Here is a 19,095-nt window from a genome sequence, read left to right as displayed (position 1 = left end):
AGGTACTGCACCCCCACGGGTGTGGGAGACTCGGACACCGCCGACCCAACCCCCCCAAGCCCGGCCCCCACCACAAGGGGGCCGGGCCATACTCACACCACCACCCCCACCACCAGGGGCTCCCCGTCAAGGCCTCCGGGGTGCGGATTACCCTCGGGTCGTGAGTGAAGACATCGCTTCGAACGATTCGAAGACAACTATGACAGCCTCCTCCCCGGGGAAGCGGGGCTCCACACCTCTCAAACCGCGTAGTTACGAGGTCACGGACGGACTCGAGCGCGCTGCGGCACGCGGCATGTTGCGTGCCGTCGGTATGCAGGACGACGATTTCGCGAAACCGCAGATCGGCGTCGCCTCCTCCTGGAACGAGATCACTCCCTGCAACCTTTCGTTGCAGCGGCTCGCCGGCAGCGCGAAGGAGGGCGTGCACGCCGCGAGCGGTTACCCGCTGGAATTCGGCACCATCTCCGTTTCCGACGGCATTTCCATGGGCCACGAGGGAATGCACTACTCGCTCGTGTCCCGTGAGATGATCGCGGATTCGGTGGAGACCGTGATGCAGGCCGAGCGGCTCGACGGCTCGTTGCTGCTCGCGGGCTGTGACAAGAGCCTACCGGGCATGCTGATGGCGGCTGCTCGCCTGGATCTCGCTTCGGTGTTCATCTACGCGGGGTCGATTCTCCCGGGGAAGGTGGACGGCAAGGAAGTCACCATCATCGATGCCTTCGAGGCGGTGGGCGCCTGCTCGCGAGGTCTGATCCCGCGTTCGGAAGTGGACCGCATCGAACGCGCGATATGTCCGGGCGAGGGAGCGTGCGGTGGTATGTACACCGCGAACACGATGGCTTGCGCGGCCGAGGCGCTGGGCATGTCCCTGCCGGGTTCGGCCAGCCCGCCTTCGGTGGATCGTCGGCGTGACGCCGGGGCTCGCACGGCGGGACAGGCTGTCGTCGGAATGATCGAGCAGGGCATCACCGCACGGGACGTGCTGACGAAGAAGGCCTTCGAGAACGCCATCGCCGTCGTGATGGCCTTCGGGGGCTCGACCAATGCCGTGCTGCATCTGTTGGCCATCGCTTACGAGGCGGGCGTCGACCTGACCCTCGAAGACTTCAACCGGGTCGGTGACCGTACCCCGCATCTGGCCGATGTGAAGCCGTTCGGCCAGTACGTGATGACGGAGGTGGACCGCATCGGCGGGGTCCCGGTCGTGATGAAGGCCCTGCTGGACGCGGGGCTCATCCACGGGGACTGCCTCACGGTCACGGGACGCACCGTCGCCGAGAACCTGGTGGAACTGGACCCGCCGGAACTGGACGGTTCGGTGCTGCACCAGTTGTCCGAGCCGATACATCCGACCGGGGGAGTCACCGTGCTGCGTGGCTCGCTGGCTCCGGAGGGCGCCGTGGTGAAAAGCGCCGGGTTCGACGCGGACTCCTTCGAAGGGACCGCGAGGGTGTTCGACGGGGAACAGGCGGCCATGGACGCGGTGGAGCAGAATTCGTTGCAGGCCGGCGACGTCGTCGTCATCCGCTACGAGGGACCACGTGGTGGTCCGGGAATGCGCGAGATGCTGGCGGTGACGGGAGCCATCAAGGGTGCGGGCCTGGGCAAGGACGTACTGCTGCTCACCGACGGTCGCTTCTCCGGTGGGACCACGGGGCTGTGCCTCGGGCACGTCGCTCCGGAAGCCACGGATGGGGGCCCGATCGGCCTGGTTGAGGACGGTGATCCGATTCGGCTCGACCTGCAGGCCAGAACGCTGGATCTGCTGGTCTCGGACGAGGAGATGAAACGGCGTCGTGCCGAGTGGCGTGAGCCGGAGCTCCGGTATCGACACGGGGTGCTCGGCAAGTACGCCAAGCTGGTCGGTTCGGCCGCGCGGGGTGCCGTCTGCTGAGAACCGGATCCGTTCCGGGGACTGCCCGCCCCGGGGGGGTGAGCACGTTGTTCGGAACCTCCGCGGAACCGTTCCGGAGCTGGTCCCGTGAAACGTGCCGCCCCTCGGTCGGGCCCGTCTGCCGGCTCACTCGGGAGAGGATTCGGTCCCACTCTCGTGCGCGGGACTCCGGAGGAGGCCGGTGACGAAGTCCCGCACCAGGTTGTCCCAGCGCCGGTGATGACGCAGCATCGCGTGGCCACAACCGGGTAAGGTGCGAAAACGAACGTCGTGCCCGGCGAGACCGGCCTTGTGGGCGTAGTCCTTCGAAGCCGTCGCCGAAGTGGTGCGGTCACGGTCGCCGTGTGCGAGGAGCACCACGGTGTTCTCGAGGTGTTCCCAGGGATCGGACGCAGCTATCCACGGAGCCAGTGCGCAGACACCGCTGACTTCAGGTTCTGCCGCGAGCAGCAGTGCGGCTCGTCCGCCCATGGAGTGTCCGATCAGCACCACGTTCGTCCCCGGGTACCGGCTCCGGATCTCCGCCAGCGCCCAGTGCGCGTCCACGAGCGGGTCGCGCGTGGGTTCGTTCCAGCCACGGACCCGGTTGCGCAGCAGCCACACGCCCACATCGGGGATCGCGCGTGCTGTCCGGCGGATCCGCAGTGCCAGCCACCACGTTCTCAGGTAAGCCAGTCGCCACGGTTTCACCGGTTCGACACTGCGGGAACGTCCTCCGTGCAGGACCAGAACCACGGTGGGCCCACCCGAGGGGGTGAGGCACCGGAGAAGAGCGGAAGGCGTTCGTCCGCGGCCGGCGTTTTCCGGCTTTACTCGATGAGCACGCATCACGGTGTCCGGTGGTCGGAGTGCGGAGGTTCATTCCTCGGTCCGATTCGTGTCCGTTCCCGGGGAGTGGGGACTCGAGTCCCCACTCCTCTCGCGGGTCCGGGCACGTTCGACGAGGCGTGTCCGCAGCGGAGCGAGCCGCGCGGACAGTGTTTGCAGGCTGATGAGCACGAGGGTGAAAGCGGCGCCGAGCAGCCATCCTGCCGCGACGTCGGAGGGTGAGTGCACTCCCAGCACCAGACGGGAGAACCCGGTGATCAGTACGAGCAGTACCGCACCGATCACCGCGCTCACCCGTGCCCGCTGCCCGCGCAGCAGCTTGCTCAGGAGGAAGGCGAGCATGAGGTACACGGCCGCGGAGTGCGCGGAGTGCCCGGAGGGGAAGGCGAAGCTGTCCTCCGTGGCGGCGTTGGGTGCGGGGATCGGCCGCGAACGGGCTATGGTGAGCTTGATCAGGAAGACGGTCAGTCCGGTCCCCACCGAAGTGACGAGCAGTAGTGCAGGCGGGGTCCAGCTACGGGTTTTGGTGCCGAGCCACACCGCCGCCGCGAGTACGACGACGGCCACGATGATTCCATCACCCAGGTAGGTGATGACGTTGAACGCGGTGACCACGGCCGGACCGCGCAGGGGTTCGATCGTTTCCAGCAGTCTGCGGTCCAGGGCGAGAACCGCGCTGTGCTCGTAGACCTGTTCCGTGATGACGGCGAACAGCCGGATCGCCAGCGCGGCGACGACCAGGCCGAGTACGGGGACGACCCACGGATACCAGGCCGCCAGCTCACGCCAGCTCGCGTGCCGGGGGGCGGTTTGCTCGCCGTTCCCGTTCCGGTCCGTCGCTCGGTGGTCGTCGCCGGATGGGGCCATCGTCATGGATATTACTCCGGGAGGGCTTCGTGCGGCCGTTCACCGGGTTTCGAGTCTACTTGTGCATGGAGCGGGCGACTTCGGAACGGGATCGTTCGTGTGACCTCCGATACGCTGAAACCGGCGGGAGACCAGCCCGCCGAGCGCCCGGGGCGACCTGAGCGGAAAACCTCAACAAAAAATCCCCGGATCGTCTGATCCGGGGATGAAGTGCGCCAACAGGGACTCGAACCCCGAACCCACTGATTAAGAGTCAGTTGCTCTGCCGCTTGAGCTATTGGCGCTTCGTTTTCCGTTTTCCCGCCGCCTCGCTCGTTTTCCCTCTCGCCCTGGCGACAAGTAAAACAATAGCACGGGACCCGAATCCCCGATTCGAGGGGGTGGGCCCTGTTGACCCCCGGCCGGAGACGTGCGGCCTGTCCTGCGGTTTCCGGCTCTCTCCGAGCCGCTCCCCGTTGCCCCGAGTGTGCCACGGCCGCGTGAGTGCTGACCAGCTTTCGCGGGGAGTTCGTGCGGTGTCCGGGTCCTCGTGGATCTCCGGGGTGCCTCCCGGGGGTGTTGGTGAGATTACGGAAAGACTACGGAGCGGTCGCGAGGACAACCCGCGTTGAAGCGGCGGCGTCAACCGGATAACAGTTGTGCGGTTTTCACGCTTTGTGCCCCTTTGGTTGAGTAGTGTCATGGTCGTCATCCTTTTGGGTAGTTTGTGATCACCGTGCGACTGGAGGACTGACGGCCCGATTGAACGGAATGTCACTGATGAAGTCTTTACGTCACTCTTACGGGGAGATCTCCATTCCCTTCGGTCGTGGATTCCGCTTCGCGGTGCTCGGCCTCGTCGCGCTGCTGGCGGTGGGCTGCGGGGTGACCGCGGACCAGCGGGACGCGGGACAGCACGGCTCCGGGGGGACCGAGGCGAGTGGGCCGCCGTCCGTCGAGTTCAGCCCGGCAGGAGGTGCCACGGACGTCTCTCCGGTGGGCGAGATCGGGGTCGAAGCGCACAACGCCGAACTGACCCGGGTGCACATGACCAACTCGGAGGGGGAGAAGGTCGCGGGCAGCATCGGCGAGGACGGAAGCGGCTGGACCCTCGGCGAACCCCTCGGGTACGGCAAGACCTACGAGTTCTCGGCCACGGCGAAGGGCGCTGACGGTCGAACGGTGACCGAGCGCTCACGATTCACCACCGTGGATCCCGACAACCTCACCTACGTGTCCATGAACCCCCTGGACGGGCAGACCGTCGGGGTCGGGCAACCGTTGGCCTTCTACTTCAGCGAGGACGCGCCCGCGCCGAACAAGCAGCGCGCCGAGCAGGCCATCGACATCAGCACCACCCCCCGGGTGGAGGGGGCCTTCTACTGGTTCAACGACCGTGAGGTGCACTGGCGCCCCGAGAACTACTGGAAGTCGGGCACCGAGATCACGATCGACGTGAACGTGTACGGCAAGGACCTGGGCAACGGTGTTTACGGCGAGGAGGACCGCAGCGCCACGGTGCGGATCGGCGAGCGGGTGATCCTCCGCGCGGACGGGGAGAGCCACCGCATGAGGGTCGAGGTCGGTGGAGAGCTGAAGCGGACGATCCCGGTTTCGCTCGGTAAGCCGTCGTTCCCCTCGCACAACGGCACGCACGTCGTGATGCGCAAGCACGAGAGCTACCTCATGGACTCGAGCACCTTCGGGCTCAGCCTGGAAGAGGGCGGTTACCGCACGAGGGTCAAGTGGGCGGTGCGCATCTCCAACGGTGGTGAGTTCCTGCACGCGGCTCCCTGGTCGGTGGGGGACCAGGGCGAACGCAACGTCAGTCACGGGTGCATCAACATGAGCCTCTCCGACGCCGAGTGGGTCTACGACCTGGTGAAGAAGGGCGACGTGGTGAACATAACCAATTCCGGTGGCCAGCAGCTGTCCTCCTGGGACGGTTTCGGCGACTGGCAGGTTCCGTGGAGCGAGTGGGTCGAGGGCAACAAGTGATCACCGGCCCGATCGATTTCCCGGAAACACCACGAGAACGAACCCGGGATTGATAGGAAGTCACGTGTGGGCAGCGCCAGTGCGGAAGTCAGTCGTTACGGTTGGATCATCCGCAGTCCGATAAGGGACGCCGCGTGTTTGACCTTGGTGCGCGAGGCGGATGCCTGTCTCGTGGCCCGGTCCTTCGGTGCCGACCCGGGAGAAGGCCGGAACTGGAGTTTCGAGGAGTTCTGCGAGGAGGCCTTCGCCTGTGCGGACAGGCAGTCCCTGATCGGTCTGCGCGCCGTCGGTGCGTGGACGTTGGTCGCGGAGGAGAGTCGTTTCGAGGGTGTTCGACACGATGTGCTGGAGAACGCCAGCGCGGCGACCGAGGCGGTATCGATCTACTGGGACCTCGACCGCGCCACCACGTTCAGCCATGCCGTGCACGGTGAGGTGCGCACCTCATTCGAAGCCGCCCTTCCCGAGTACCGGATCGGAACGCGGCCCGACGATCTCGAGCTGGTGCGGGCGGGGCTGCCCTGGCACGAGTCCGAGGACGTCCCGCTCATGTTCGCGTTGGCGGCCCGAGTCACGGGGTGTGAGCTGATGCCGCACTGGTTCGCGGGGCAGTTCCTCACCTGCCCGGTGAATTCGTGTGAGGGACTGACCACGACCGGGTACCCGGGGGCAACCGGGGATGCCGGACGTGCCCGACCATCGGGGGATCCGAGAGGATGGAGAGCATGATGCGGTTTCTGCGTCGCCTGTTCGGCCGGAAACGTGCTTCCGGGGGGAAGCGCGAGCAGCAGGGGGAGGTCTCCTCGGCCGAAGCGGCTCGGCGTGCCGAGGCCTTCTGGCGGCGCTGGGAGGAACTGCTGCCCGAGGTGGGCTCGGCCCTGGGGGACGGGGAGCCGCAACGGATGGACCACCGGTTGGCCGAGGCGGTCGCTCTGCTGCATCCGAGCCTGAACTTTTCCATCGAGCGTGGACGCGATGCCGTCTACGCGCTGGTCGTCACCTCCCAGGCCGATCCGGAGCTGCGTCCCTACACCGACGCGTGGAAGGCGGCGGCGCCCGAGCCGGACTCGCTCTGGGAATACCACGACGCGGTCCCGCCGGTGCCCGACCCCACGGAAGTGACGGTCAACCTGCACGGCAAGCGTTATCCGCTCGACGAAGTACGGGTGGCCGCGCAGTTCGACGAGAACAGGAGTCTGGTCGACGTCGCGGTGTACCATCCCGGGTTCGCCGAGTTGGACCACGCCGAGCGGGAGGCGCTGACCTTCCTCCCGCTGCACGCCACTCTCGGGGAGAAGCTGGCGGCGGACCGGATCGGCCGGGTGGAAACCGCCGAGTCGTTGCCGGAGAACGCGGTCGATCTGCTGAGTTTCCGGGAACACGTCCGCGCCATCGCCGAGCAGGACGGCTCCCCCGGTGGTGCCGCGGAGAGCTGACCCCGGGAAAACGCGGGGAGCCCGCCCGCTGACGCGCGGGTTCGGCGGCCGGCGGCCCGGGCGCACGGGAGGGAAGCCGTTCGAAGGGGACCGCGCGCCGTTGTCGGCGGTGCTGGTTAGTCTCGGGATGTGACCAGCAGCGAACGCACGCACGAGCACGACTCCGGGACGGCGGGCTCCCGGGGGGACTCGGAACGGACCGATTCGGCCGCCGACGGTTTCCCCGCGGCCTCTTCCGACGGTGCGCAGGCCGAGGGGCTGGAGGACGTCCCGCGGGGAACGCGGGAGCGCCACGGCGAGCTCGTGGAGTCGGTGCGGTTCCACCAGTTCCGTTACTACGTGCTCGACTCACCCGTGATCACCGACGGTGAGTTCGACGAGCTGTTCGCCGAGTTGCAGCGGACGGAGTCCGAGCACCCGGCGCTGAGCGGTCCCGACTCGCCGACGCAGCAGGTCGGCGGGACCTTCTCGACGGAGTTCACGGCGGTCGACCACCTGGAGCGCATGCTCAGCCTCGACAACGCGTTCACCGTCGAGGAACTCGCGGCGTGGGTGCACCGCGTCGAACGCGAGACGGAGACCACGCCGCGTTTCCTGTGCGAACCCAAGATCGACGGGCTCGCGATCAACCTGCTTTACCGGAACGGGCAGCTGGAGCGGGCCCTGACCCGCGGGGACGGCCGCACGGGCGAGGACGTCACCCTCAACATCCGGACGATGAAGGACGTCCCGGACCGTCTGGCGGACAGCTCGGACTACCCCGTGCCCGAGCTGGTCGAGATCCGCGGAGAGGTCTACTTCCGGCTGGACGAGTTCGCCGAGCTCAACGCTTCCCTGGTCGAGGCGGGCAAGCCTGCTTTCGCGAATCCGCGGAACGGTGCGGCGGGATCGTTGCGGCAGAAGGATCCGCGGATCAGCAAATCCCGTCCGTTGCGGTTGATCTGCCACGGACTCGGCAGGAGGGACGGTTTCGAACCGGCGACCCAGTCGGCCTCGTACGCCGCGCTGCGGGCCTGGGGACTTCCGGTCTCCGAGCACACGGTCGTGCTGTCCTCGCTCGACGAGTTGGTCGAGCACGTTCGCTACTGGGGGGAGCACCGTCACGGTGCCGAACACGAGATCGACGGGATCGTGGTCAAGGTGGACGCGGTCTCCTTGCAGCGCAGGCTCGGTACGACCTCCCGCGCTCCCCGGTGGTCCATCGCCTACAAGTACCCGCCGGAGCAGGCGACCACGGACCTGACCGACATTCGGGTCAACGTGGGGCGCACGGGTCGGGTCACCCCCTTCGCGGTGATGACCCCGGTGAAGGTGGCCGGATCGACGGTGGCGATGGCGACACTGCACAACGAGGACGAGGTACGTCGAAAGGGCGTGCTTGTCGGCGACCGGGTGGTGATCCGCAAAGCGGGGGACGTCATCCCCGAGGTGCTCGGTCCCGTGGTGGACGCCCGGGACGGGACGGAACGCCGGTTCGTGATGCCCGACACCTGCCCGGAGTGCGGCTGGACGCTGTACCGGCAGAAGGAGACCGATGTCGACCTCCGCTGTCCGAACGCGCGTTCCTGTCCGGGGCAGCTGCGTGAGCGGCTGTTCCACCTCGCGGGAAGGGGAGCCTTCGACATCGAGGTGCTGGGGTACGAATCGGCTTCGGCGTTGTTGGACGCCGACGTCATCTCCGACGAGGGGGACGTGTTCCACCTGGACGAGGAGAAGCTGCTCCGCACCGAGCAGTTCAGCTCCAAGGAGGGGGCGCTGACCGTCAACGGTCGGAAACTGCTGAACAACCTGGAATCGGCCAAGCGGCAGCCGCTGTGGCGTGTGCTGGTCGCGCTTTCGATTCGTTTCGTCGGACCGACGGCGGCCCAGGCGTTGGCGCGCGAGTTCGGGTCCGTCGACGCCATCGAGGCGGCGGCGGAGGAGGACCTCGCGGCAGTGGACGGGGTCGGCCCCACGATCGCGGGAGCCGTGCGCGAGTGGTTCGCCGTGGAGTGGCACCGCGAGGTGGTGCGCAAATGGCGCACCGCCGGCGTGCGCATGGCCGATGAGAGCGACGCCTCGGTGCCGCGCAATCTGGAGGGGCTGTCGATCGTGGTCACCGGCTCCTTGCCCACCTACTCGCGGGACGAGGCCAAGGAGTGGATCATGAACCGGGGCGGCCGGGCAGCCGGCTCGGTGTCGCGGAAGACGGCCTTCGTCGTGGTCGGTGACTCACCGGGCTCCAAGTACGAGAAGGCGGTCCAGCTCGGGGTCCCGGTGTTGAACGAGGAGGGATTCCGGGTGTTGTTGGAGCGGGGGCCGGGGGAGGCCGCCGAAGTCGCGCTCGCTCCCGAGTGACCGGTTCCGCCCAGCCCGGCCTCACCGGGTCGGGCGCGTTCGGGGCCTGCCGGGTGGTCCTTCCGGGGTCACTCGTCCAGCACGACCGCGACGATGCCCGCCAGGTGCGCGAGGCGGGCGACTTCCGAAGTGCGGAACAGCGGGCCGCCGGGGCGTCCGGCCAACAGCACGCGGTCCGACTTCCCGATGGGGGAGGCGGCCAGTTCGGTGCCCAGCTCCCGCCACGTTTCCGGCACCCACGAGTCGTCCGCGTCGAGGATCGTCGCCCTGCCGAGGGGAAGCCAGGGCAGGCGGAGGTGGTCGATCTCCGGGGCGGAAGTGCTGGCGGCGAGGTGCTCGACCCCGCCCGCGCGGTGCCCGAAGATCATCGCCCAGCCCGAACGGATGATCCGGGGGACCCCTTCGGCGAACAGCTCCAGCCCCTTGCCCGGCTCCGCCGCGATCTCCTCGACCAGCTCCAGCTCACGGTGCGTGTCCAGCACCCCCGCGTAGGGGCGGACCGCGTCCACCCGGACCCCGTCCACCGACTCGGCCGCGGTGATCAGCACGTCCGGAAGCCTGCCCGGGGGCAGCTCGACCACCAGGTCGTCCACGGCGGCTTCACTGCTTCGCTCGACCACGTCCACACCGAGAATGTCGGCTCCGAGCTCGCCCAGCGCGCTCGCCACCGCCCCGAGGACGCCGGGCCGGTCCGGGACCTGGACCCGGATGAGGAAGGACACCGGTTTTTCACGCCTCCAGCATCGTGCGCGGCACCTCGCCGTCCGCGCCTGACCGGTTCACGTGCGGTTCGCGACCGCCGTGCGTGGAGCAGACCGGACAAATTGTGGCAGATGTGGAAGGGTCCGGGACGGGTGCGGCCTGATGGGGTCCTGCCCGTCCGCTTCCGCGGTCGTGGGGCCGGTCGGGCCCGTGGCGCGGTCCCCGCGGGACGCCTGCCGGCGGTACCGCCGCGCAGCCCGGTCGGTGCGCTCTCATAGACTCGAAGGCACCTCAATACCTCGAACACGTGTGGTAGCCGCGAACGACCGGATACCCGAACGAACCGGACATGATAAGGGGCCCGCGCATTGTCCACGATCTCCCGTGACGAGGTGGCGCACCTCGCCGGACTTGCCCGGCTGGCCGTTTCCGAGGAGGAACTCGAGAAGTTCTCCGGCCAGCTCGATGTGATCCTCGATGCGGTGGCCAGGGTGGGTGAGGTCGCCGCCGATGAGATACCGCCCACGTCGCACGCGGTTCCGGTGACCAACGTCTTCCGGAACGACGAGGTGCGGGAGGGACTGTCCCGTGAGCAGGCGCTGCGGAGTGCGCCCGCCACGGAGGAGAACAGGTTCCGCGTACCACGAATTTTGAACGAGGAGGCGTGATGACCTCGACTACGTCCGGTCCAGAGGGGTCGGGACCGACCGAGCTCACCGGTCTGACGGCCTCCGAACTGGCAGCGAAGATCACCGCGGGTGAGGTCTCCGCCGAGGAGGTCACCCGTGCGCACCTCGACCGCATCGAGGCGGTCGAACCCGATGTGCACGCCTTCCTGCACGTGAACGGGCAGGAGGCCCTCGAAGCGGCGCGTCGGGCCGACGAGGACCGAGCGAACGGCAGGGCGGCCTCGCCGCTGGCCGGGGTTCCCCTCGCGCTGAAGGACGTGTTCACCACGACCGACATGCCGACCACCTGCGGGTCGAGGATGTTGGAGGACTGGACTCCGCCGTACGACTCGACGGTGGCGGGCCGTCTCCGCGAAGCGGGAGTGGTGATCCTCGGCAAGACCAACATGGACGAGTTCGCCATGGGGTCCTCGACCGAGAACTCGGCCTTCGGGCCCACGCACAACCCCTGGGACCTGGAGCGCGTCCCCGGGGGCTCCGGAGGTGGTTCCTCGGCGGCCCTGGCGGCTTTCGAGGCCCCCCTCGCGATCGGGACCGACACGGGCGGTTCCATCAGGCAGCCCGCCGCCGTCACCGGAACCGTCGGGGTCAAACCGACTTACGGCGGGGTATCACGGTACGGACTGGTCGCTTTCTCCTCCTCGCTGGACCAGGCGGGCCCGTGCGGACGCACCGTGCTGGACGCGGCGATGCTGCACGAGGTCATAGCCGGGCACGACCGGATGGACTCGACCTCGATCGACGCGCCTGTCCCCCAGGTCACCGCGGCCGCGCGGGAAGGGGCCGCGGGCGACCTCAGGGGAATGCGCGTGGGCGTCGTCCGCGAGTTCGCGGGAGAGGGGTACCAGCGGGGAGTGCTGGATTCCTTCAACGCGGCCGTGGACACGCTCACCTCGCTGGGGGCCGAGGTCGTCGAGGTCTCCTGCCCGCACTTCGAGTACGCTCTCGGCGCCTACTACCTGATCGCGCCGAGCGAGTGCTCCTCGAACCTGGCCCGTTTCGACGCCATGCGCTACGGGCTGCGCGTCGGTGACGACGGGGAGCACAACACGGAGGAAGTCATGTCCCTCACGAGGGAGCAGGGCTTCGGCGCCGAGGTCAAGCGGCGGATCATGCTCGGGACCTACGCGCTGTCCTCCGGGTACTACGACGCCTACTACGGTCAGGCCCAGAAGGTGCGCACCCTGATCAGCAGGGATTTCGCCTCCGCCTTCGAGCAGGTTGACGTGCTCGTCTCGCCGACCACCCCGACCACGGCCTTCCGGATCGGCGAACGCGCCGATGATCCGATGGCCATGTACCTGGCCGATCTGTGCACGATCCCCAGCAATCTCGCCGGGAACGCTTCCATGAGCGTGCCCTCCGGGGTTTCGGCGGAGGACGGTCTGCCGGTCGGGCTGCAGATCATGGCTCCCGCCATGGCCGACGACCGGCTGTACCGGGTGGGTGCCGCCTACGAAACCGCTCGGGACGCCGCTTCCGGCAGTTCCCTGGTCGACCGCATTCCGCAGTTGGAGGTGGCCCGATGAATCCGAAGGTACGGGCAATGATCGCCGTCGGAGCGGAATTGTCCAGGGGAATCGGCCTTCGTGGCAAGATTCGCCAGGCACGCAGGGACAACGATCGACTGGTGATGGCCGACGCGATCGTCACCGTCCTCGGGCTGATCACCGGGGTGGCGCTGGCGGTCCGCGAGGTACGTAAGGCGGGACAGGAATGACAGCGGTCGCCGAGATCATGGACTACGACGAGGTCCTGCGGAATTTCGACCCGGTACTGGGGCTGGAAGTACACGTCGAGTTGTCCACGGCAACCAAGATGTTCTGTGGTTGTGCCAACGAGTTCGGTGCTGAGCCGAACACGCGGGTGTGCCCGGTGTGCCTGGGGATGCCCGGCGCGCTGCCCGTGGTCAACGGTACGGCGGTGGAGTCGGCCATCCGGATCGGCCTGGCGCTGAACTGCCAGGTGGCGGAGTGGTGCAGGTTCGCGAGGAAGAACTACTTCTACCCGGACATGCCGAAGAACTTCCAGACCTCGCAGTACGACGAACCGATCGTCTTCGACGGCCATCTCGACGTCGTGCTCGACGACGGGGAGACCTTCCGCGTGGGCATCGAGCGCGCGCACATGGAGGAGGACACCGGCAAGTCCTCGCACGTGGGAGGTGCCGCGGGACGCATCCACGGCGCCGAGCACTCGCTGCTCGACTACAACAGGGCAGGTGTTCCGCTGATCGAGATCGTCACCAAGCCGATCACCGACGCGGGGGAACGCGCCCCCGAGGTGGCGCGGGCCTACGTCACGGCCCTGCGCGACCTGCTGCGTTCCATGGGGGTCTCCGACGTCCGGATGGACCAGGGGTCGCTGCGTTGTGACGCGAACGTCTCGTTGACGCCCAAGGGCAGTACCCGGTTCGGAACGCGGACCGAGACGAAGAACGTCAACTCGTTCCGCAGCATCGAGCGTGCGGTGCGTTTCGAGATGCGCAGGCACGCGGCGCTGTTGAACGAGGGTGCCGAGATAGTCCAGGAAACGAGGCACTTCGACGAGTCCTCCGGGGAGACCTCCTCGGGCAGGCGCAAGGAGGAGGCCGAGGACTACCGGTACTTCCCCGAGCCGGATCTCGTCCCCATCGCACCTTCACGCGACTGGGTGGAACAGCTGCGCGGCACTCTTCCCGAGATGCCGTGGGAGCGGCGCAGGCGCGCTCAGGAGCAGTGGGAGCTGTCCGACGAGGAGCTGCGCGATCTGGTCAACGCGGGGGCGCTGGATCTCATCGCCGCGACGGTGGACGCGGGGGCCTCGCCCTCGGAGGCACGGTCCTGGTGGGTCGCCTACCTGACGCAGCGGGCCAACGAACGCGGTGGCGAGCTGGCCTCCCTGCCGATCACTCCGGAACAGGTCGCACGGGTCATCGAGCTCGTGAACGAGGGCAAGCTCACGCACAAGCTCGCCCGGCAGGTCGTGGACGGCGTGCTGGACGGCCGCGGGGGGCCGGACGAGGTCATCGCGGCCGACGAGCTGGAGGTGGTCTCCGACGACTCCTCCCTTCAGGCCGCCGTGGACGAGGCCCTGGCCGCTCAGCCCGACGCGGCCGAGAAGATCCGGGGCGGCAAGGTCCAGGCCGCCGGGGCGATCGTCGGTGCCGTCATGAAGGCCACTCAGGGGCAAGCCGACGCGAAACGAGTTCGCGAGCTGGTGCTGGCCGCGTGCGGACAGCAGTGAGGTGGTCGGGTCGGGGCGGTCCGCCGCCCCGGCATTCGGCTGGAAACCCCTCGGGACGGGCCCGCGGGTGCGGTGGTTTCCCGCGGACGTGAGGACGGACGCTCACTCCTTGCCCGCGGCCCCTCCCGAGGGAGGTTCGACGCGGATCACCCTGTCGTCGCTGGAAACCGGATCCCCGCCCGTCCTGTTCGAGGTGCCCAGCCACAACAGTCCGTTCGGGTCGCTCGTCGCCGCGGAGAAACGTCCGTAGGTGTCCTCCATGGCGGGTTGCGGTTCGCCGGTGAACGTACCTCGCGGCCCCGGTCGCATGGTGTAGACGGCGGCTTCCTCGGTCAGCGCGACGATCAGCGTGCCCCCGGCGGCCGCACAACCGGAAACCCCCGGGTGGCCGTTCCAGCTCCACGCGGGAACGTCCGCCTGCCTGCCGGGGGCGACGCGGTGGAGCACTTCCCGTTCCGCTCTCCGGTCGGTGACCCAGAAGGCGTCGTCCCGGTTCGACGCGCACACTCCGCCCGGGGAGCTCAGTCCCGTCGAGATCACCGGTGACCCCGGATCGGGGTTGTCTTCGGCGGGGTCTCCGAACGGATCGATCCGCAGTACTTTTCCGGCCAGGACCGAACGGTCGGCCGCCTGCGCCGCGGACCCGGCGTTTCCGGTGGCGACGACCAGGGAGTTCGACCCGTCGGCGGTGATGGCCCCCGCGTTTCCGCTGGAGCCGCGCGGAATACCGGTGAGGACGGGGTCGGGGGGATCGCCGGGCGCGATACGGACCACCCGGTTGTCCGCGGGGGTGGTGACGTAGGCGTAGGCCAGCCCGTCCTCCGCGTAGCTCGGGGACAGGGTGAGCCCGGTCAGTCCACCGCCGCCCGTGGGATCGACTCGGACCCGGGCTATTTCCTCGGGTTGTTTCCCGTCGCTCACCCGCAGGACGCGGCCGGTGTCGCGTTCGCCCACGAGCGCGGAGTTCCCTCCGGGGAGCGCGGCAACGGCTCCGACCGGATCGAGGCAGGTGGCGATCACGGCGGGGTCGGGGTCCGAACACCCCTCCGGCTGCTCGGGTTCCCGGGAGGAGGAGCGCTTTCCGGAGGGAGGCGGTTCCTCCTGGCCCTCCACCCGGGGTTCCGGGCCCGCCTGCGGGCGCAACGACGGCTGCTCGCGCCAGTCCTGGGTGTGTTGTTCCGGGAAATCGGCACATCCGCTGACCAGGGCGACGGCGGCCAGCACCGCACCGATCGCCGTGCTCCTGCGCGGAACTCGGCCGAGGGAACGTCGATTGACCGGAGGGACCACCACAGTCGCCGACCATATCCTCTTCGCGGTGAACACGAGGTGAGAGGCGTGGAGACGGGGCGCGGCGTCGCCGTTTCTCCCCGTCCGGTGTGGGCGGCACATCCGGGAAAATAATTCGGATTTTCCGAAACGGTCGCACAGCCGGTTGCCGATGTCCTAGCCTTTCGTCCGTGCGAATCCACGATGATCGGCCCGATGCCGCGGGCGGCTATCCCGATGACCGCTCTCACCGTGATTTCCGGCCCGAAGAGCACGGGTGGACGACCTCACCGGAAGATTCCACTGTCGGAGGAGGTGAGCCCGGTACGCGTCAGTACGCTGTCACCGGGGAGCTCGATTACTACGACGACGAGGCCTACGGCGGGTCGGGCGAGGGTGCGTTGCGGCGTGACCTGGACTTCTACGACGAGTTTCCGGACTCGGTCGAAGCGGCGCGCTGGCACCGGGGAGCGGACTTCGGGCTGCTGATGCTGCGACTGGCTCTGGGATTCGTGTTCGTCGCGCACGGTGCCCAGAAGCTCTTCGGCGCTTTCGGCGGATCCGGGCTGGACGGCACGGCCGACATGCTCGCCACGATGGGGTTCCGTCAGACCCAGGTTCTGGCTCCGCTGACCGGAGGTACCGAATTCGCGGCGGGGATCCTGGTCGCTCTCGGCCTGTTCACCCCGCTGGCCGCCGCGGGACTGCTCGGCGTGATGGCCAACGCCGTGGTGCTCGGGGCGGATGCCGGCTTTTTTCTCGACGGCGGGGGGATCGAGTACCCGGCCGTGCTGGGGGCCGCCGCGCTGGCTCTGCTGTTCACCGGTCCGGGCAGGGTGGCCGCGGACAAGGGCAGGGCGTGGTTCCGGCGCCCGGTTCTCAGCGCGAGCATCGGACTGCTGATCGCCGTGGCCGCTTCCGCGGTGGTGTTGCTGGGCATGCGTTGACAAGTCCGCGTTCCGCGGGTGCCGCGGCACCCGCGGAACGCGGACCCGATCAGTTCCCGAGAGCGCGTACCGCGCCGAACGAGGCCGAGGTCGCCAGGCTCGCGTAAGCGCGCAGAGCGGTGCTCACCTCCCGGCCCCTGGCGTTCGGCTGCCACGGGTGTTCGGAGCTTTCCATCTCGGCGCGCCGCTCGGCCAACGTCTCCTCGTCGACGAGGAGCTCCAGCTTGCGCTCGGCGACGTCGACGAGAATCCCGTCGCCGTCGTGCACCAGGCCGATGGTTCCGCCGTTGGCGGCCTCGGGGGAGATGTGCCCGATGGACAGACCCGAGGTTCCTCCGGAGAACCTCCCGTCGGTGATCAGTGCGCACTCCCGGTCCATCCCGGCGCCCTTCAGGAACGCCGTGGGGTGCAGCATCTCCTGCATACCCGGACCCCCCGAGGGGCCTTCGTAGCGGATGACCAGCACGTCACCGGAACGGATCTCCCTGTTGAGGATGGCGGAGACGGCCTGCTCCTGGCTTTCCAGCACTCGTGCGGTTCCGTGGAAGCGCTGGAGCTCCTCGTCCACGCCCGCCGTTTTGACGACAGCTCCGTCCGTGGCGAGGTTGCCCCGGAGCACGGCCAGACCACCGTCGGCCGTGTAGGCGTGCGGGACGGCGCGGATGCACCCTCCCTCGGAATCCGTGTCCAGGCCGGACCAGCGGTTGTCGGTGGAGAACGCCTCCGTGGTGCGAACTCCTCCGGGGGCGGCGTGGAAGAGCTCGACGGCGTGCGGAGCCGGATCGGCACCACGAACGTCCCATTCGGACAACCAGGAGGACAGGCTCGTGCTGTGCACCGGGCGAACCTCGCGGTGCAGCAGACCGCCCCGGTCGAGTTCGCCGAGGATCGCCGTGATTCCGCCCGCTCGGTGGACGTCCTCCATGTGGTACGAGGAGTTCGGGCTGACCTTGGCCAGGCAGGGAACCTTCCTGCTGATCTCCTCGATGTCGGAGAGCGTGAAGTCGATCTCCCCCTCGCGGGCCGCGGCGAGGGTGTGCAGCACGGTGTTCGTGGATCCGCCCATGGCCACGTCGAGGGCGAGCGCGTTCTCGAAGGCTTTTCTGCCGGCTATCGAGCGTGGCAGCGCCGTGGGATCGTCGTGCTCGTACCAGCGCTGTGCCAGCTGGACGACCGTGCGCCCCGCCCTTTCGAACAGTTCCCTGCGCTTGCGGTGGGTGGCCAGCGTCGAGCCGTTGCCCGGCAGCGCCAGTCCCAGCGCCTCCGTCAGGCAGTTCATCGAGTTCGCGGTGAACATTCCCGAGCACGAGCCGCAGGTGGGGCACGCCGAGCGTTCCACCTCGTTCAGCCCGTCCTCGTCGACCAGGGAGCTCGCCGAAGCGGCGATCGTGGTGACCAGGTCGGTGGGAGCGTGGGCCACACCGTCGACCACCACGGCCTTGCCCGCCTCCATCGGTCCGCCCGAGACGAACACGGTCGGGATGTTGAGCCGCATGGCCGCGTTGAGCATCCCCGGGGTGATCTTGTCGCAGTTCGACAGGCACACCAGCGCGTCCGCCCGGTGGCCGTTGACCATGTACTCCACCGAGTCCGCGATGAGCTCACGCGAGGGGAGCGAGTACAGCATCCCGTGGTGGCCCATCGCGATGCCGTCGTCGATCGCGACGGTGTGGAACTCGCGTGGGACGCCGCCTTCGGCTCGAACGGTGTCCGCGATCACCTCGCCCAGGTCGCGCAGGTGAACATGTCCCGGCACGAACTGGGTGTAGGAGTTGGCGATGGCCACGATCGGCTTGCCGAAGTCGCTGTCGGTCATGCCGGTGGCGCGCCACAGCGAGCGGGCGCCCGCGGCGTTGCGACCGTGCGTCGTGGTTCGGGAGCGCAACTCGGGCATGATTGTAAGCTCTCACTTCGTGGGATACCGCCTGAGGCGGAGAACGGGCCGCGCCTTGTGGACGCCGGGCATCAGCGGTGAACACGAGCCTACTCCGGCCTTCGTGTGGATATGGAGCGGCCTCCGCCGGGTTTGTTCCCACTTGGTGAGATAAAAGCGGACGATCTCGGGCGGGGCCCGGTAGGGGTCACTCCCGGGCGTGCTCTCCGTCGTTGTCGGTCGGAGCGAGCGGGTCGCGCAACCGTCCTCCGCTCGTGGCGGCCAGCCGTGGCACGTCCCGGACCCGGACGACGGGGAGGGGGATCTCCCGGCCCGAGTGCGTGATCGCGCGGACCCAGCGGCGCTCGTCGAGCCGCAGCGCCTTGATCTCCGTCCATTCCAGGGATTCGGTCCGGAACAGCGAACGGGTGGTCAGTCCGGAGGGGCCCGCGACCGTCCGCATGCGGATCACCCAGTAGAGCAGGCCGAGCGGAACCAGGTACAGCAGCGAGAGCCAGGGGATCGACGCGGCGACCGGGCTGATGCAGATCGCCACGATCAGGAGCACGAGCAGGCTCACGCGGGTGAAGCGGAAAACCAGCCGCGGTGCTCGCGCGGTGCCGCCGTCCGCACGGCTCTCCTCGGAGGGGCCTTCCCCGGAGGGGGTGTCCTCCGGGGTACCCGTTGGCGGGGTCGGGTCGGATGCCTCGACCGCGGGCCCCTCCCGTGAGTCGGCGGGCGCGGTACCGGTTTCGCCTCCCGAGGAGGAGGTCTGCTCGTCCGCCGTGCGGCTTCCGGAGGAAGTCGCGGTGTCCGGTTCCGTGGTCTCATCGCGGGTCTCACTCACCCCTCGATGGTCTCACCTGCGCAGCCGATGTTCTCACCGGAGCGTGCGCGGCAGCGCTCGCGCCGCGCGACCGGGGAGTCCCGTTCCCTCGTGGTCCACGATGCGGGAGAGCTTTCCCGTTGGTTTGACTTCCGTGCCCGGTGGGACTAATCTCCGAACCATGCTGCGCATCAACGACATTCTCGTACTTCCCGGGCG

16 protein-coding genes and 1 tRNA gene are annotated in these 19,095 nt (G+C 68.3%); 10 read left to right on the top strand and 7 right to left on the bottom strand.

The genetic code is table 11. The annotated features are described in order from the left end of the window. The first annotated feature begins 199 nt into the window (after positions 1-199). The gene (gene ilvD, locus FHR84_RS21625; protein ID WP_179537387.1) at positions 200-1,900 is read left to right on the top strand and encodes a dihydroxy-acid dehydratase; all 1,701 of its coding nucleotides are present in this window, start codon (positions 200-202) and stop codon (positions 1,898-1,900) included. Positions 1,901-2,026: 126 nt separating this feature from the next. Here the strand turns inward: ilvD (FHR84_RS21625) and FHR84_RS21620 are convergent, their stop codons facing one another. The 3 genes from FHR84_RS21620 to FHR84_RS21610 form a co-directional block, all read right to left on the bottom strand. Further along, positions 2,027-2,635 carry an alpha/beta fold hydrolase gene (locus FHR84_RS21620; protein WP_179537383.1) on the bottom strand — a complete coding sequence of 203 codons (609 nt, stop codon included), beginning with the start codon at positions 2,633-2,635 and terminating at the stop codon, positions 2,027-2,029. A gap of 123 nt (positions 2,636-2,758) precedes the next feature. Further along, on the bottom strand, positions 2,759-3,595 hold the full coding sequence (locus FHR84_RS21615) for a phosphatase PAP2 family protein (RefSeq protein WP_179537382.1): 837 nt from the start codon (positions 3,593-3,595) through the stop codon (positions 2,759-2,761). A 211-nt stretch (positions 3,596-3,806) separates the two neighbouring features. Next, a tRNA-Lys gene (locus FHR84_RS21610) sits at positions 3,807-3,879 on the bottom strand. A 475-nt stretch (positions 3,880-4,354) separates the two neighbouring features. Between FHR84_RS21610 and FHR84_RS21605 the strand changes: the two genes are divergently transcribed. The 4 genes from FHR84_RS21605 to ligA all read left to right on the top strand — a co-directional run bounded on the left by FHR84_RS21605 (position 4,355) and on the right by ligA (position 9,345). Beyond that, on the top strand, positions 4,355-5,572 hold the full coding sequence (locus FHR84_RS21605) for a L,D-transpeptidase (protein ID WP_246300915.1): 1,218 nt from the start codon (positions 4,355-4,357) through the stop codon (positions 5,570-5,572). Between the two features lie 66 nt (positions 5,573-5,638). Beyond that, positions 5,639-6,301, top strand: a complete 663-nt coding sequence (locus FHR84_RS21600; RefSeq protein ID WP_179537381.1) for a DUF6461 domain-containing protein — start codon at positions 5,639-5,641, stop codon at positions 6,299-6,301. Then, positions 6,298-7,008: a hypothetical protein gene (locus FHR84_RS21595; RefSeq protein ID WP_246300914.1), complete on the top strand. Its 711-nt coding sequence runs from the start codon at positions 6,298-6,300 to the stop codon at positions 7,006-7,008. The genes FHR84_RS21600 and FHR84_RS21595 overlap by 4 nt, the downstream gene beginning before the upstream one ends. Before the next feature lie 258 nt (positions 7,009-7,266). Next, complete coding sequence (ligA, locus tag FHR84_RS21590) at positions 7,267-9,345, top strand: NAD-dependent DNA ligase LigA (RefSeq protein ID WP_218863652.1); 2,079 nt, start codon at positions 7,267-7,269, stop codon at positions 9,343-9,345. Between the two features lie 68 nt (positions 9,346-9,413). Here the strand turns inward: ligA and FHR84_RS21585 are convergent, their stop codons facing one another. Then, on the bottom strand, positions 9,414-10,067 hold the full coding sequence (locus tag FHR84_RS21585) for an ACT domain-containing protein (protein ID WP_179537379.1): 654 nt from the start codon (positions 10,065-10,067) through the stop codon (positions 9,414-9,416). Between the two features lie 348 nt (positions 10,068-10,415). Between FHR84_RS21585 and gatC the strand changes: the two genes are divergently transcribed. Genes gatC through gatB form a run of 4 tightly spaced genes read left to right on the top strand, consistent with a single transcriptional unit; the run spans position 10,416 to position 13,961 of the window. Continuing rightward, the gene (gene gatC, locus FHR84_RS21580; protein ID WP_179537378.1) at positions 10,416-10,715 is read left to right on the top strand and encodes an Asp-tRNA(Asn)/Glu-tRNA(Gln) amidotransferase subunit GatC; all 300 of its coding nucleotides are present in this window, start codon (positions 10,416-10,418) and stop codon (positions 10,713-10,715) included. Continuing rightward, entirely contained in the window at positions 10,715-12,265 is a 1,551-nt protein-coding gene (gatA, locus tag FHR84_RS21575; protein ID WP_179537377.1) for an Asp-tRNA(Asn)/Glu-tRNA(Gln) amidotransferase subunit GatA, read from the top strand. The genes gatC and gatA overlap by 1 nt, the downstream gene beginning before the upstream one ends. Beyond that, positions 12,262-12,456 carry a hypothetical protein gene (locus FHR84_RS21570; RefSeq protein ID WP_033374571.1) on the top strand — a complete coding sequence of 65 codons (195 nt, stop codon included), beginning with the start codon at positions 12,262-12,264 and terminating at the stop codon, positions 12,454-12,456. Before gatA ends, FHR84_RS21570 begins: the two co-directional genes overlap by 4 nt. Next, a complete protein-coding gene (gene gatB, locus FHR84_RS21565; RefSeq protein WP_179537376.1) occupies positions 12,453-13,961 on the top strand; it encodes an Asp-tRNA(Asn)/Glu-tRNA(Gln) amidotransferase subunit GatB in 1,509 nt (502 codons plus the stop codon). Before FHR84_RS21570 ends, gatB begins: the two co-directional genes overlap by 4 nt. Before the next feature lie 102 nt (positions 13,962-14,063). Here gatB and FHR84_RS21560 read toward each other — a convergent pair whose 3' ends face one another. Continuing rightward, positions 14,064-15,254 (bottom strand): PQQ-dependent sugar dehydrogenase, encoded by a 1,191-nt coding sequence (locus FHR84_RS21560; RefSeq protein WP_179537375.1) that lies wholly within the window; start codon positions 15,252-15,254, stop codon positions 14,064-14,066. 167 nt (positions 15,255-15,421) lie between these two features. On the opposite strand from FHR84_RS21560, the gene FHR84_RS23435 reads away from it, so the two are divergent. After that, positions 15,422-16,177 carry a DoxX family membrane protein gene (locus tag FHR84_RS23435; RefSeq protein WP_179537374.1) on the top strand — a complete coding sequence of 252 codons (756 nt, stop codon included), beginning with the start codon at positions 15,422-15,424 and terminating at the stop codon, positions 16,175-16,177. Between the two features lie 49 nt (positions 16,178-16,226). On the opposite strand, the gene ilvD (FHR84_RS21550) is transcribed toward FHR84_RS23435, so the two are convergent. Next, a complete protein-coding gene (gene ilvD, locus FHR84_RS21550) occupies positions 16,227-18,071 on the bottom strand; it encodes a dihydroxy-acid dehydratase (RefSeq protein ID WP_179537373.1) in 1,845 nt (614 codons plus the stop codon). 187 nt (positions 18,072-18,258) lie between these two features. Further along, positions 18,259-18,897 carry a PH domain-containing protein gene (locus FHR84_RS23430; protein ID WP_179537372.1) on the bottom strand — a complete coding sequence of 213 codons (639 nt, stop codon included), beginning with the start codon at positions 18,895-18,897 and terminating at the stop codon, positions 18,259-18,261. Positions 18,898-19,095 lie beyond the last annotated feature (198 nt).

Origin of the sequence: Actinopolyspora biskrensis (assembly GCF_013408175.1) — a bacterium.
GTDB classification, from domain to species: Bacteria; Actinomycetota; Actinomycetes; order Mycobacteriales; family Pseudonocardiaceae; genus Actinopolyspora; species Actinopolyspora biskrensis.
The sequence above is the reverse complement of the archived record's forward strand: the minus strand, read 5'-3'. Positions and strand labels throughout refer to the sequence as shown.

Excerpts from the sequence above, each read along its gene's own strand:
- ilvD (WP_179537387.1), top strand. The coding sequence starts at position 200 with ATGACAGCCTCCTCCCCGGGGAAGCGGGGCTCCACACCTCTCAAACCG.
- FHR84_RS21615 (WP_179537382.1), bottom strand. The coding sequence starts at position 3,595 with ATGGCCCCATCCGGCGACGACCACCGAGCGACGGACCGGAACGGGAAC.
- FHR84_RS21605 (WP_246300915.1), top strand. The coding sequence starts at position 4,355 with ATGAAGTCTTTACGTCACTCTTACGGGGAGATCTCCATTCCCTTCGGT.
- FHR84_RS21595 (WP_246300914.1), top strand. The coding sequence starts at position 6,298 with ATGATGCGGTTTCTGCGTCGCCTGTTCGGCCGGAAACGTGCTTCCGGG.
- gatA (WP_179537377.1), top strand. The coding sequence starts at position 10,715 with ATGACCTCGACTACGTCCGGTCCAGAGGGGTCGGGACCGACCGAGCTC.
- FHR84_RS21570 (WP_033374571.1), top strand. The coding sequence starts at position 12,262 with ATGAATCCGAAGGTACGGGCAATGATCGCCGTCGGAGCGGAATTGTCC.
- gatB (WP_179537376.1), top strand. The coding sequence starts at position 12,453 with ATGACAGCGGTCGCCGAGATCATGGACTACGACGAGGTCCTGCGGAAT.
- ilvD (WP_179537373.1), bottom strand. The coding sequence starts at position 18,071 with ATGCCCGAGTTGCGCTCCCGAACCACGACGCACGGTCGCAACGCCGCG.